Origin of the sequence: Methylomonas sp. (genome assembly GCF_023228165.1) — a bacterium.
Classification (GTDB): Bacteria; Pseudomonadota; Gammaproteobacteria; order Methylococcales; family Methylomonadaceae; genus Methylomonas.
In genome coordinates this window covers 1-13,341 of the sequence record NZ_JALOBS010000010.1, presented here as the reverse complement: position 1 = coordinate 13,341, position 13,341 = coordinate 1, and the positions used below count along the sequence as shown (strand labels likewise).

16 protein-coding genes, 1 tRNA gene and 1 pseudogene are annotated in these 13,341 nt (G+C 49.7%); 17 read left to right on the top strand and 1 reads right to left on the bottom strand.

Translation table 11 applies throughout. The features are described from left to right. Positions 1–20: 20 nt before the first annotated feature. Positions 21–584 (top strand): hypothetical protein, encoded by a 564-nt coding sequence (locus M0R33_RS09015; protein WP_292567990.1) that lies wholly within the window; start codon positions 21–23, stop codon positions 582–584. Continuing rightward, positions 574–1,890: an NAD(P)/FAD-dependent oxidoreductase gene (locus tag M0R33_RS09010; RefSeq protein WP_292567988.1), complete on the top strand. Its 1,317-nt coding sequence runs from the start codon at positions 574–576 to the stop codon at positions 1,888–1,890. The genes M0R33_RS09015 and M0R33_RS09010 overlap by 11 nt, the downstream gene beginning before the upstream one ends. Positions 1,891–2,065: 175 nt before the next feature. On the opposite strand, the gene M0R33_RS09005 is transcribed toward M0R33_RS09010, so the two are convergent. Next, positions 2,066–2,680: a hypothetical protein gene (locus tag M0R33_RS09005; protein ID WP_292567986.1), complete on the bottom strand. Its 615-nt coding sequence runs from the start codon at positions 2,678–2,680 to the stop codon at positions 2,066–2,068. Between the two features lie 474 nt (positions 2,681–3,154). On the opposite strand from M0R33_RS09005, the gene moaB reads away from it, so the two are divergent. The 15 genes and pseudogenes from moaB to M0R33_RS08930 all read left to right on the top strand — a co-directional run. Then, a complete protein-coding gene (gene moaB, locus M0R33_RS09000; RefSeq protein ID WP_292567984.1) occupies positions 3,155–3,676 on the top strand; it encodes a molybdenum cofactor biosynthesis protein B in 522 nt (173 codons plus the stop codon). Further along, the gene (locus tag M0R33_RS08995; protein ID WP_292567982.1) at positions 3,676–4,056 is read left to right on the top strand and encodes a DUF423 domain-containing protein; all 381 of its coding nucleotides are present in this window, start codon (positions 3,676–3,678) and stop codon (positions 4,054–4,056) included. Before moaB ends, M0R33_RS08995 begins: the two co-directional genes overlap by 1 nt. Beyond that, positions 4,049–4,582 carry a phosphate-starvation-inducible PsiE family protein gene (locus tag M0R33_RS08990; RefSeq protein ID WP_292567980.1) on the top strand — a complete coding sequence of 178 codons (534 nt, stop codon included), beginning with the start codon at positions 4,049–4,051 and terminating at the stop codon, positions 4,580–4,582. The genes M0R33_RS08995 and M0R33_RS08990 overlap by 8 nt, the downstream gene beginning before the upstream one ends. A gap of 3 nt (positions 4,583–4,585) precedes the next feature. Continuing rightward, a complete protein-coding gene (gene pepN / locus M0R33_RS08985; RefSeq protein ID WP_292567978.1) occupies positions 4,586–7,228 on the top strand; it encodes an aminopeptidase N in 2,643 nt (880 codons plus the stop codon). 49 nt (positions 7,229–7,277) lie between these two features. After that, on the top strand, positions 7,278–7,871 hold the full coding sequence (gene hisB / locus M0R33_RS08980) for an imidazoleglycerol-phosphate dehydratase HisB (RefSeq protein ID WP_292567977.1): 594 nt from the start codon (positions 7,278–7,280) through the stop codon (positions 7,869–7,871). Between the two features lie 39 nt (positions 7,872–7,910). Further along, positions 7,911–8,552 carry an imidazole glycerol phosphate synthase subunit HisH gene (gene hisH, locus M0R33_RS08975; RefSeq protein ID WP_292567975.1) on the top strand — a complete coding sequence of 214 codons (642 nt, stop codon included), beginning with the start codon at positions 7,911–7,913 and terminating at the stop codon, positions 8,550–8,552. A 66-nt stretch (positions 8,553–8,618) separates the two neighbouring features. Next, entirely contained in the window at positions 8,619–9,365 is a 747-nt protein-coding gene (hisA, locus tag M0R33_RS08970; protein ID WP_292567973.1) for a 1-(5-phosphoribosyl)-5-[(5-phosphoribosylamino)methylideneamino]imidazole-4-carboxamide isomerase, read from the top strand. Positions 9,366–9,401: 36 nt separating this feature from the next. Next, positions 9,402–10,175: an imidazole glycerol phosphate synthase subunit HisF gene (hisF, locus tag M0R33_RS08965; RefSeq protein ID WP_292567971.1), complete on the top strand. Its 774-nt coding sequence runs from the start codon at positions 9,402–9,404 to the stop codon at positions 10,173–10,175. After that, entirely contained in the window at positions 10,172–10,558 is a 387-nt protein-coding gene (gene hisI / locus M0R33_RS08960; protein WP_292567969.1) for a phosphoribosyl-AMP cyclohydrolase, read from the top strand. The genes hisF and hisI overlap by 4 nt, the downstream gene beginning before the upstream one ends. A gap of 8 nt (positions 10,559–10,566) precedes the next feature. Beyond that, a tRNA-Thr gene (locus tag M0R33_RS08955) sits at positions 10,567–10,642 on the top strand. A 376-nt stretch (positions 10,643–11,018) separates the two neighbouring features. Then, positions 11,019–11,339, top strand: coding sequence for a hypothetical protein (locus M0R33_RS08950; RefSeq protein WP_292567968.1), 321 nt, complete (start codon positions 11,019–11,021; stop codon positions 11,337–11,339). Positions 11,340–11,493: 154 nt separating this feature from the next. After that, complete coding sequence (locus tag M0R33_RS08945) at positions 11,494–12,054, top strand: hypothetical protein (RefSeq protein WP_292567966.1); 561 nt, start codon at positions 11,494–11,496, stop codon at positions 12,052–12,054. A 10-nt stretch (positions 12,055–12,064) separates the two neighbouring features. Next, the gene (locus tag M0R33_RS08940; protein ID WP_292567964.1) at positions 12,065–12,406 is read left to right on the top strand and encodes a hypothetical protein; all 342 of its coding nucleotides are present in this window, start codon (positions 12,065–12,067) and stop codon (positions 12,404–12,406) included. Next, a complete protein-coding gene (dcd, locus tag M0R33_RS08935; RefSeq protein ID WP_292567962.1) occupies positions 12,393–13,019 on the top strand; it encodes a dCTP deaminase in 627 nt (208 codons plus the stop codon). Before M0R33_RS08940 ends, dcd begins: the two co-directional genes overlap by 14 nt. A 206-nt stretch (positions 13,020–13,225) precedes the next feature. After that, positions 13,226–13,341, top strand: a pseudogene (locus tag M0R33_RS08930) (recombinase family protein); the annotation flags it as partial.

The following is a 13,341-nucleotide window of genomic DNA, read 5'->3' as shown; positions in this document are numbered from 1 at the left end:
CCGCCCATGAGGATATGCCAATGCACAGAAAAACTTTTTTACTGACTTTGCTAAGCCTGATCGTTTTATTGACAGGTTGCAAAAAAGAACTGAAACCGGATCAACTTGCGCCTGGCGTACAACCGGGACAGGTGTATTACACCCAGTTCAGCTTGTTTCAGGAAAAGAACAATTTCCGCACCACTAACTACCGGAAAGGCATACTGATTCCAATCAATACCGCCGTTAGCCTGCAATCCATCCGCGCCGATCAAGCGGAACTCAGATTAGTGGAAAGCGGCCAGCCGCTGAGCATAGAAAACGTCCCCAAGCACACTGTAGACGACATGCAGACAGCCTTTAAAAAAATCGCCGGCCCCAACAAAGTCGATTTGAGTCAGTTTTCCGCGACTGAAAAGGACGCCATTCTGGCCGGACAAGTCAAAAAAGGCATGAGCCGCAAAGCGGTTTTGGCGGCCATCGGTTACCCGCCGCAAAACGAAACCCCTTCTTTGAACAGCAACGACTGGACCTACTGGTCGAATCGTTTCAACCGTTTTATCGTGCATTTCAAAAATGACAAGGTGGACAATATTGTCGATTAATAACGGTATTCCGCAACGCTGCGATGTAGTGGTCATCGGTGGCGGGCCCGCCGGTTCCAGCGTGGCGGCCTTGCTGGCCAGACAAGGCGTCGATGTGGTGCTACTGGAAAAAGCCCGGCACCCGCGACCGCAAGTGGGGGAAAGTTTGATCCCCCACGTATGGAAATATGCCGAGCTGACCGGCGCCGCGCCACTGATGGAACAACAAGGCTTTGTCGCCAAGGCCGGCGGCATTACGGTCTGGAACGGCAAAATCCACCGGATTGCCTTTGCCGAATTCGGCTTCACCCGCCCCGCTCTGCACGTAGAACGCGATATTTTCGATGAGATATTGCTGAAACATGCCGAAAATCAAGGTGCGAAGGTGTTTCAACAGGTAGCCGTGCGGGATGCCAAACTGGAATTGCAGCTGCCGGAAGTCAGCTATCTGGATAAGCGCGGCGGCGATACGTTCGAAGGTGCGATTCGCTGCCGGTTTGTGATCGATGCCAGCGGTTCGTCTGCCGTACTGGCCGGACAATTCAAATCCAAACGGTTAATCGATTCTCGCATGCGCTTTTTGTCTTTGTGGGGGCATTTTAAAAACTCCCGTTATGTCGGTGCCGATGGCCGCAGTTATCCGGCCGGTGACGTCACTAAAATTCGGCCGGTCACCTTCGTGACTTCGTTTGAAGAAGGCTGGATCTGGCATATTGCCATGCGCCAGGTCAGTAGCGTCGGCCTGGTTATCAACACCGACAGAGCTCGCGCCATGGATAAAACCCAACGCGAACGCTATTTTCTGCACACTTTGAAATCAGCCCCTTATTTGGACCTGCTGCTGGATGAGGCCGAATACCTGGAAAACTCGTTTAGCCAACGGCCGGACTATTCCTACTACTCCAGTAAATTATGCGGAGAAAACTTTTACTGTATCGGTGACGCCGCCTCGTTTGTAGACCCTATTTATTCCCACGGTGTGCTGAACGCCTTTTACAACGCCTCCATCACCGCATTGGCAATCGCCGAGTCTTTGCAAAACCCCGCCAACCGGGCCCGCCATGCCCAACTGTGCGAAAACCGTATCCGGCAGTTCTACGGTTTTTCCCGTTCTTTGGCCTTGGGCGAGTTTGGCGGTGACGGCGTGGATTCGGAGCTAGTGCGCCGTTTCATGCGCCAGGTGCCGCAAGTCGAACTGGAATTGATGCTGGCCGCATCGTTTATGTCCGAACGATCTGAAAATTTCCATCAACTGGCTGAAAATGCCGGCCTCAGCCTACAACCGACTCAAGCCAGAGCGCATTTTATGGAAAAGTTAATGCTTTAGTTAAGCGGTTCTTTGCAATGGAATAGCCGAAATAGCCGCTCAACGCCTCACTTCAGCATGAGACTCAAAATGTTCTCTTCAAAAAACAAAGCCTCCGTAGCTTGATCCCACCCTTCTCCATCCGACCGAGCATCGTTTGAAAAATAGGAGTGGAATCTAAACGGAGGATTTACCCTTAAGCAGTGCGGCGTTTACGTAAGGTTAAAAAACCGACGATGCCGGTTAAAAAGCTCAGCGCAGCGGGCGGTAAGGGCACAGGCGTATTACTAACGGGACCGGCCTGGTAAGGCTTTATGTTAGTCGCATAGGCGATAGAAACGTTATTGCTGACCAATGAAGTGTCTGTAAAAAGCAATTGCCAAAAATTCGGCGTCCAGGGATTTGAGGTGCTACCGGTTTGCACCACCCATTTTTCGCTAGCAGTGCCCTCGCTGGAAAGCCAGGCAACTTGAAAGCGACTGGAATCCGCCAGAGTGCCGGTAGAAGAAACGGTCGCTCCGTTTACCAGAGAATCCACTCTGATAGACCAGTCCTGACTGCCTTGAATTTGGCTAAACGCGATATTCGCGCCACTGCTGAATTGGGCAATGGGTGTCGTCGTGAAAGCCGTTTCGGTATCTTCAAAAATCCCCAGGGTACTGGTTGGCGACCAGGCAACCGGACCGGCCGCAAAAGCCGGAAAACTAAAAAAATTGACTACATTGGCTGTAGGCTCCCAAATGCTGGCGGAAGCCAGATTGGAAAAACCCAATATGCCGACAGCTATAAAGCTATAAACGCTTGCTCTCATTCGTTTTCTCCCTGAATGAATTTGTCTGTGAAATAATTGCGTCATATAACGCAGTAAAAATGCGATATGACTTATACATGAGGCATATTACGCAATAATGACAAAAATATAAGTATTTTGAAACAAAATTAAGACAACCTTTATGGCATTTCACGCATAGTCGCGCATATTAACAGCTTTTATCTACGCCAAACACTGCACTAAAGTACAAATCACGACCGATAATCGCCTGCCTATGAAATAATTGCGTCATATCCCGCGCCGGTAAACTCTGCAGCAAGGCATTTGACGCAATGACATGAATATGACCTACACGAAAATCACTCTGCCATTTTGGAAATAACTTGCAGGCCAATCACTCATTTAAGTAGCGGTTTACCCCGCTCAAAATCATTCAAGGGCATGATCTTGAATCGCCGCTTGCCTGCCGCCGAGCTGTTACTTAGAATGCAAGACCATTTTCAGGAGACGCCAATGAGTGAAGCTCGAGAATTTTTGCCTTTAAATCTGGCCGTGTTGACCGTATCGGACAGCCGTACCGAGGCAAACGACTCCTCCGGCTTGGCCTTGGTCAACGGCCTGAGCGAAGCCGGTCATCAGCTACACGACAAAAAAATAGTACCCGACGATATCTATCGGATTCGGGCCATTGTCAGCCAATGGATTGCCGACCCGGCGGTTCATGCCGTCATTAGCACCGGCGGCACCGGCGTCACCGGTCGAGACGGCACCCCGGAAGCCATTACGCCATTACTGGACAAAGTACTGGACGGGTTCGGCGAGGTATTTCGAATGATCTCTTATCAAGATATTAAGAGCTCCACCGTGCAATCCCGCGCCTTGGCCGGCGTGGCCAACGGTACATACATCTTTTGCCTGCCGGGCTCCTCCGGGGCCTGCCGTACCGCTTGGGAAAACCTGATCAAGGATCAACTGGATTTCCGCACCCGTCCCTGTAATCTGGTGCAATTGATGCCGCGTCTACTGGAGAAATAATGCAAGCACGTTTCATGATATTTGCCGCGGTAGCCGGCTTTTTGGGAGTGGCAATGGGCGCTTTTGGCGCGCATGGCTTGAAAAATGTGCTGTCGGAACATTACCTGGACATCTACAAAACTGCGGTAAGCTACCAAATGTGGCATGCGCTGCTACTGGCCTTGATAGCGACACTGCCTCGGCAAAAATTCCTGACCTGGGCCGGCTGGGCCTTGGTGACGGGCATAGTATTATTTTCCGGCAGCTTATATTTACTGGCGATACTGAACATTGGCTGGCTGGGTATGATCACCCCGCTGGGCGGCTTGGCTTTTTTGCTGGCATGGGGCCTGCTGGCCTATGCCGCGTTTCTACATCAGCGGAACTCAACTCATGGATAAACCCCCAATTCGCCCGACAACACCGCCTCGCCCATCTTCCAGCCGCAACTTACGCGACATGGATAATGTCGAGGAAAAATTGCCGCCTGTCGCTGAAGATGGCCTTATCAATGCACTGCATGTCGTGATTCATTTCGCGGTGAAGGTGATGGCCGTGCTCATGACCCTGGTGATTTTATGGGGCGTGGCCGATGTGTTTTACGTCATTTACCAGCGGCTTATGGCAGCGCCCTTCATGCTGCTGACCGTTACGGATATTTTGGCAGTCTTCGGCTCTTTCCTGTCGGTATTGATTGCCATCGAAATTTTTATCAATATCACCGTCTACATCAAATACGATGCTTTACCGATTAAACTGGTGATCGCCACGGCCTTGATGGCGGTAGCACGAAAAGTCATTATGCTGGATTTCAAGGATTTGGACTGGCCCTATGTTATCGCCATGGCTGCGGTAATCGTCGCGCTGGGACTGACCTATTGGCTGATATCCTACAAACCTAAACCTGCCCCTCAAAACGAGCGATAAATCATGCGCGACGCCACTCCCCAAACTGTTTTCCTCAAAGATTACACCCCCCCCGAATACCTGATCGACAGTGTCGAATTAAATTTCGATTTGGATGACCGGCATACCCTGGTTAAATCCCGTTTGTGCATGCGCCGCAATCCGCAAAGCGCCGATCAAGCAGTGTCTCTTACGCTGATGGGTGAAGAACTGGAGCTGGTGAGTATTGGCATCGACGGCAATCAGCTTGCGACTGAGGATTTTGTGATTACGCCGGAAGCAATGACTATCCACCAGGTTCCGCAGGATAAAAGCTTCGTCATTAGCATAGAAAACCGCATCAACCCCAAAGCCAACACCGCTTTGGAAGGCCTGTACCTGTCCAGCAGCATGTTGTGCACCCAATGCGAGGCGCAGGGGTTTCGAAAAATCACCTGGTTTCTGGACAGACCGGACGTAATGAGCCGCTTTAAAACCACGCTTACAGCCGATAAAAGCCAATATCCTGTGTTACTGTCCAACGGCAACAAGATCGGCCAGGGCGAACTGGACCACAATCGGCATTGGGTCAGCTGGGAAGATCCTTTCGCCAAGCCTTGTTACCTGTTTGCCTTGGTGGCCGGGCAACTGGATTGCGTGGCGGACGGCTTTACCACCATGAGCGGTCGCCACATTGCCTTGGAGATCTTCGTCGAACCGCACAACGTCGACAAATGCGCGCACGCCATGCAGTCGTTGAAAAATGCCATGCGCTGGGACGAAGAAACCTATGGGCGGGAATACGACCTGGATTTGTACATGATCGTCGCCGTCGACCATTTCAATATGGGCGCCATGGAAAACAAAGGCCTGAACGTGTTCAACACCAAATTCGTACTGGCTCGTCCCGACACCGCCACGGACAGCGATTACGAGCATATCGAAGGCGTGATCGGACATGAGTACTTCCACAATTGGTCAGGCAATCGCGTGACCTGCCGCGACTGGTTTCAATTGAGTTTGAAAGAAGGCTTTACGGTGTTTCGCGACCAACAATTTACCGGCGACCGCACCTCGGCGGCCGTCAAGCGAATCGAAGACGTCAACGCCTTGAGAACCCGCCAGTTTGCCGAAGACGCCGGGCCATTGGCGCATCCGATACGTCCGGAAGCCTATATCGAAATCAACAACTTCTACACGCTGACCGTCTACGAAAAGGGCGCCGAGGTGGTGCGCATGCTGCACACGCTGCTGGGCGCGGCAGGCTTTCGGAAAGGCTGCGACTTATATTTTGCCCGCCACGATGGCCAGGCCGTCACCTGCGAAGACTTTATCAATGCCATGGAAGCAGCTAACGGCGCAGAGTTAAATCAGTTCCGCCGCTGGTATTCGCAAGCGGGCACGCCCGTACTGACAGTCAGTCAACAGTTCGATGCAGAGGCCCGGCAACTGCGTTTAACGATTCAACAAAACTGCCCACCCACACCCAACCAGCCGAAAAAGGCCCCGCTGCACATTCCGGTCAAACTGGGCTTGTTAGCCCCGGACGGCTCGCCGGCGCCCATCGTCCTCGACGGCGAACGCCATGAGGAGATCACCCTCAACCTGATCCAATCCGAGCAAACCTTTGTGTTTGACAAACTGGCCCAACCGCCGGTGGTTTCGCTGTTACGCGGCTTCTCCGCGCCGGTGAACTTAAACATACCGCGTAGCCTGGAGGAACTGGCCTTTTTGCTGCAACATGACAGCGATACCTTCAACCGTTGGGAAGCCGGCCAGCAGCTGGCGGTAAAAGTGATTTTCGATTTGATCGAAGATTTACACCAGCAGCGCCCGTTGCATCTAAATGCCTTGGTAGTAAAAGCTTTCCATGCCCTGTTGGCCGAGGAAGGCGACGATTTATCCTATCAAGCCTTGTTACTGTCTCTGCCGGACGAAAGCTATCTGGCCGGGCAAATGCCGATCGTCGATGTAGAAGCCATCCATCATGCCCGCGAATTCGTCAAAACAACCTTGGCTCACGACCTGCGGGACGATTTTGACCGGGTTTACCGCATCCACCACCGGGATGAATCCGGTCAGTTCAGTGCCGACGCCATCGGTAGACGGCGCTTGAAAAACGTCTGTCTGAGTTATCTCAACCAACTGGAATCCGGCCCAAGCTACGCATTGGCCAAAGCGCAATTCGAACAAGCCCGCAATATGACCGATCAAATGGCGGCCTTGTCGGCCATCGTTAACAGCCACCACCCGGATAAAGCCGCCTGTCTGGACAGCTTTTACCAGCAATGGCAAAACGAAGCCTTGGTCATCGACAAATGGTTTGCCTTACAAGCCGCCAGCCACATGCCTAATACCTTTGCCACCGTACAACGACTGATGCAACACCCCGCCTTCGATATGCACACTCCCAACCGGGTGAGGGCCTTGATCGGCGCATTCAGCCAAGCCAATCCGCTGCATTTCCACGCCATAAACGGCGAAGGCTATCGCTTCCTGGCCGACCAGGTTTTGGCGCTGAACACCTTGAATCCGCAAATCGCTTCCCGCATGGTCACCGGCTTGGCACAGTGGCGCCGCCACGACAGCAAACGGCAGGAATTGATGAAGCAACAGCTGCATCGCATCGCCGCCACGGAACCGCTTTCCAAGGATGTTTACGAAATTGCCAGCAAGAGTTTGGCGTAGTGGTCACAATCACGTAAACTAGCGCCGAAATAACCCATTCACAGCCAGCATGAACCCACGTACCGCACAGGTCGAACGTAACACGCTCGAAACGCAGATTAAAATTGCCGTCAATCTCGACGGCAATGGCACCGCTTCTTTTCGAACCGGGCTGCCTTTTCTTGACCACATGTTGGATCAAATTGCCCGGCATGGCCTAATCGATATGGACATTGAATCGAATGGCGACCTGCATATCGACGCTCATCACAGCGTGGAAGACATCGGCATTACCCTGGGCCAAGCTTTTGCCAAGGCTTTGGGTGATAAGAAAGGCATTTACCGCTACGGTCATGCTTATTGTCCGCTCGACGAATCCTTGTCGCGGGTAGTGGTGGATTTTTCCGGCCGGCCTGGTTTGTTTTACGAAGTCGAATTCAAACGCGCCTTGATAGGCAGTTTCGATGTCGACTTATTCAAGGAATTTTTTCAGGGCTTTGTCAATCATGCCGGGGTGACCTTGCATATCGACAACCTGAAAGGCGGTAATGCCCACCATATCGCCGAAACCGTTTTCAAGGCTTTTGGCCGCGCCGTGCGCATGGCCATTAGTCCGGACCCGCGAATGGCTGGCATCATGCCATCAACCAAAGGTAGTCTATAATCCGCTTGAGCTGTTTTCCTTCTTAATTTTCTGGTTTTTATGTCATCAGTTGCCGTTATTGATTACGGAATGGGTAATCTGCACTCTATTGCCAAAGCACTTCAACATGCCGACCCGCAAACCCATGTGCAAATCAGTGCCGATGCAAACGTAATTCGGAATGCCGACCGGGTGGTTTTCCCCGGCGTAGGCGCCATGCGCGATTGCATGCAGGCGCTGCATGACTTACATCTGGTCGAGGTGATTCAGCAGGTAGCGCAACACAAGCCCTTTTTAGGTATTTGCCTGGGCATGCAGGCACTATTGAGCGACAGCGAAGAAAACGGCGGCATCAATTGTCTAAATCTGTTTCCCGGCCACGTGCGGCGTTTTGCCGACCACTTATGCGATGAGCAAGGGCAACCGCTGAAAATTCCGCATATGGGCTGGAACCGAGTCAAACAAAAGCCGCACCCTTTATGGCGGAACATTGCTCAGGACAGCCGTTTTTATTTCGTGCACAGCTATTACGCCAACCCCGACCATGAACAAGACAGCATAGCCAGCACTGATTACCCAAGGCCTTTCACCTGCGCATTGGCCCGGGATAATGTGTTTGCCGTGCAATTTCACCCGGAAAAAAGTCAGGCTGTAGGCTTGCAGTTATTACAAAATTTTTTGTGCTGGGACGGCACCTCTTAAAACCGACTGCCGCACATCGGCTTTTTTAACCTTTCGATAAAGTGATTTAACCGTTGAGATTGAACTATGTTGCTGATACCTGCAATTGATTTAAAAGAAGGGAAATGTGTTCGCTTGCGCCAAGGCCGGATGGACGATAATACGGTATTTTCCGACGACCCCGTTGCCGTGGCCGGTCGATGGGTGGAAGCGGGTGCCCGCCGCCTGCACTTAGTCGATCTGGACGGCGCGTTTGCCGGCAAACCCAGAAATGCGGACATCATTCATGCCATCGTGCAGGCTTATCCCGATGTACCCGTACAAATCGGCGGCGGCATCCGCGATGAAGACACCATTCAAGCCTATCTGGAAGCCGGCGTCGAATACGTTATCATCGGCACCAAAGCCGTCAGCGAGCCCCATTTCGTGCGCGATGTCGCTATTGAATTCCCCGGACATATCATCGTCGGCCTGGATGCCAAAGACGGCAAAGTGGCCATCGACGGCTGGTCCAAACTGTCCCGTCACGATGTCATCGATCTGGCCAAAAAATTTGAAGCCCAGGGCGTATCGGCCATCATATACACCGACATCTCCCGTGACGGCATGATGCAGGGCGTCAATGTCGAGGCCACAGCCAAACTGGCGCGCGAAATCACCATCCCGGTTATCGCTTCCGGCGGCATCACCAATATCGACGATATTCGCGCACTGGGCGAAGTCGCTCACGAAGGCATCATGGGCGCCATTACCGGCCGCGCCATTTACGAAGGTACACTGGATTTTGCCGAAGCGGAAAAACTCGCCGAATCCTATGCCGATCCGGGCGTCTGATTTTAGCCGGCCCAAACACATAATCAAGCGTAACTCATGAGTCTTGCCAAACGTATTATTCCCTGCCTGGATGTCGATAACGGCCGCGTGGTAAAAGGCGTGCAATTCGTCGACATCCGCGATGCCGGCGATCCGGTGGAAATCGCCCGCCGCTACGACCTGGAAGGCGCGGATGAAATCACCTTTTTAGACATCACCGCCACCCACGACAACCGCGATACCATCGTGCATGTGGTCGAACAAGTCGCCAGCGAAGTATTTATTCCGCTGACGGTCGGTGGCGGCATTCGGACCCTGGAGGATATTCGCCGCATGCTGAACGCCGGCGCAGACAAGGTCGGCATCAACAGCGCGGCCGTATTCAATCCGGAATTCGTCAATCAGGCAGCGGAAAAATTCGGCTCGCAATGCATAGTGGTCGCCATAGACGCTAAGAAAGTCAGTCAGTCGGGCGAGGAAAATCGTTGGGAAATTTTTACCCATGGCGGCCGAAAACCCACCGGCATCAATGCCGTGGAATGGGCGGTTAAAATGAAAGACTTCGGCGCCGGCGAAATTCTACTGACCAGCATGGACAGAGACGGCACCAAATCCGGCTTCGACCTGCTACTGACCCGCGCCATTAGCGAAGCGGTCAGCATTCCGGTGATCGCCTCCGGCGGCGTCGGCAATCTGGATCATCTAGCCGACGGCATCATCGAAGGCAAGGCCGACGCCGTACTGGCCGCCAGTATTTTCCATTTTGGCGAATACACCATCGAACAAGCCAAGCGCCACATGCAATCACGCGGCATAGAGGTACGCCTGTGAGCGACACCTGGCTGAATGAAATCCAATGGTCGGAAGACGGTTTGGTGCCGGTCATCGCCCAACAGCACGACACTGGCCGGGTAGTGATGTTTGCCTGGATGAATCGCGAGTCGCTGGCGCTAACCGTCAGCGAAGGCTACGCCACCTACTGGTCTCGCTCCCGCCAACGTTTATGGCGTAAGGGCGAGGAATCCGGCCACCGGCAAAAAGTCATCGACATACAACTTGATTGCGATGCGGACGTGATCTTGATTAAAATAGCGCAGGAAGGCGGCATCGCCTGCCATACTGGCCGGGAAAGCTGCTTTTACCGCAGTCTGACCGACGGGGAATGGCAAACCAAGGAACCCGTCTTGAAGGATCCCAAAGCTATTTACAAATAAATCACAAAGCCGGCATAGCTCAGCAGGTAGAGCAGCGCACTCGTAACGCGAAGGTCGTAGGTTCGATTCCTATTGCCGGCACCATTTAAATCAATGAGTTAAAATATTTTCAGATCTATCGCTATTTAAAATGATCCACTGATGATCCATTAAAAAACAAAAAAATACCTTTCCAATAACAAAATTTGTTACTGGAGTTCTTGATTTTGATTGCTAGTTCCTGGATGATTCAAACTTATTGGGCGTTAAGGTTTTACTGGTGGCCCCAGAATGATCTGTATAGCTAGTGTTGCTACATGCAGAGTTGATTAGCCTAAGTCGATTAAGAATCTTAGTACTTAGGCTAAAATAGTTTTTATAGTATTTAAGTACTTAATGCTAAAAATACCTTGCAGCTTGCTCTAAAAATATAAAAGCAACCATAGTAAGTTACAAATAATTAACATAATAGGTGACGCCAATGATTGCAGCAACTCCCACTAGTGATACATCTCTTGGTCTAGTTCGGCTCATTTTTTCTTTGGCTGCAAATCCATCACAGAATGTGCCGGAAGGCTTAAAATCCCACCTTGTTACAGTTATTACTGAAGCTAAAGCATTGCATGAAAACCCTCATCACGTATCGGCACAAACAAGCTCTGAATCTATAGCATTAGCTTTAGAAATGAGCTCAAATCCCGAACTAACAGCCGCCGTTGACGAAATTACTACCTTTGAAAGCATTAGTACTGTAATCGCTAATAAAGTACTTGAAAAAATGAGGCATTATTCTGCTTACTAAAACAAATCTTCAGCTATTAGGCAATCAATTAGCCAAAATAGCTGAAACCCCCTATTTTAGTCACGAGTTAAATGTCTACCTCGGGCAGATTAGGTCAGTAACTGATAACCTCATATCAAACTTCTCTGCGATACCACTAGATGTTGCAGATTCTATGACGAATCAAATTTGGACTGCGTCTAAATTTCTATCAGGCAGCACTTCCAAAAAAATACCATATGAAATTGCGCATTGTTTAAAGCTTGCCCTTGAAGATTGGACGCATAAAAAAGCCCTAATAACTACAGCTCTCACACAAGAAAAGAATTACAGTTTTTATTTTGAGGGGGTATGGCCACAATTTTACATTCTGGCTGAGTCGTATACTGGTATTAAATTTGAGAGCGAACTGGTACAAATAGCCTTTCCAAAGCTTTATCAACATCGACCATTATTAAATGTAGCGCTTTACCATGAACTTGGGCACTTTATAGATATCCATCAAGGCATAGTGAACCAGTCATTATTATTGGTGCCTAGTGCGATGCTTCCATTGCCAAGTATCAACTTTAGCGGTTTAAGTCCTGACTTAGTAAATCAAATAGCAATTCATCATCGAAGAGAATATTTTGCTGATCTTTTTGCGGCAAGCTATGCAGGAAAAGCGATTAGGGATTTTTTAGCTGAATTTGCCAAAAACAACCCCCCCGACTGTAACGCATCCAGCTACAAGTGATAGACTTTCTTTGATAGATACGTTCCTTTCTGGAAACAACTCTGACATTATCAATCTGTTCCAATCGATACTTTTAAGCCAGGGGCTACAACAACTAAAAGTGTTTTACTCTGCGCCAAATGTATTCGATTCTTTTAATAATGCCCGTCCTTACGCAATTAAAAACAATGCAGAACTTCATGGGATCTTCGAGGCTGGTGCAGACTATCTTAAATCCCTAGAAATTAATCCGATAAGTCTATGGAGTGAAGCAGGCGAAGTTACTACTAAACGAGCTATAAATGATCTAGTCGAGAAATCTATTAGAAATTCTATGATTACCGATAGATGGAGGCATATTGAACCTTCTTGATAAAGATAGATTGTGTGAATTGCTTAACTCTGATTCGCCTGATAGTTTATTTATCGACCCATTGCTAGATATCTCGCAAATTGGCTCTGTTACTATCGATTTGCGGCTTGGCTATGATTTCTTTGTTTCAATTCTCACAAGGAAACCATCGATAGGAACAAGTATAAATCCAGACATTCCAAATCACCGAGCAATAGGGTCATACTTTCAAGAAACACGTAGGGATTTAGGTGAAAAATTCGTCCTCTACCCTCATCAAGTAGTTCTATGCACAACATTAGAATATGTTTCTTTACCTTCTAATGTTTATGCCGATATTCTTTCAAGAAGTAGTTATACAAGGCTGGGCATCCCCTTGAATACAATGGTACAACCTGGTTTTCGTGGATGCATACCCTTAGAATTGTTCAATCATGGAAATAGCCCAGTCGAGCTTATCGTAGGAAGCAGGATATGCCAGGCCAGATTTTTTGAGATTGAAAATAATGTTGAATATATTGATGGAACTAGGCAAAGAAAATACTTTGGCCAAGTAAGGCCGACGGTCTCATCTGCCGATACCGATTCTGAGATGTCAAAATTGTCTCAAATTGCGGGAATGCTTAAATTTTAAACAAATCAACCTGATTGTATTCTCTACCAGGTTTCGCCCCCTCTCCACCCTAGCCGCATCCAGGCGTAATAAATGTATACATTATTTTACACTTCCAACCATGCCCGCAAACCCGCTTTCTACCGTGTAAATAAAAGTTAATTTGACAATTATTTTACAAGTGTTAATCTGTATCTAAGACATTAATTTACACATAGGCGGGCATTATGAAAGGTCAAAACGTTGGATACATCCGGGTAAGCTCAACATCACAAAACACTGAACGCCAGTTGGCCGATGTGGCGCTTGATCGAATCTTTACCGACAAAGCCAGCGGCAAAGA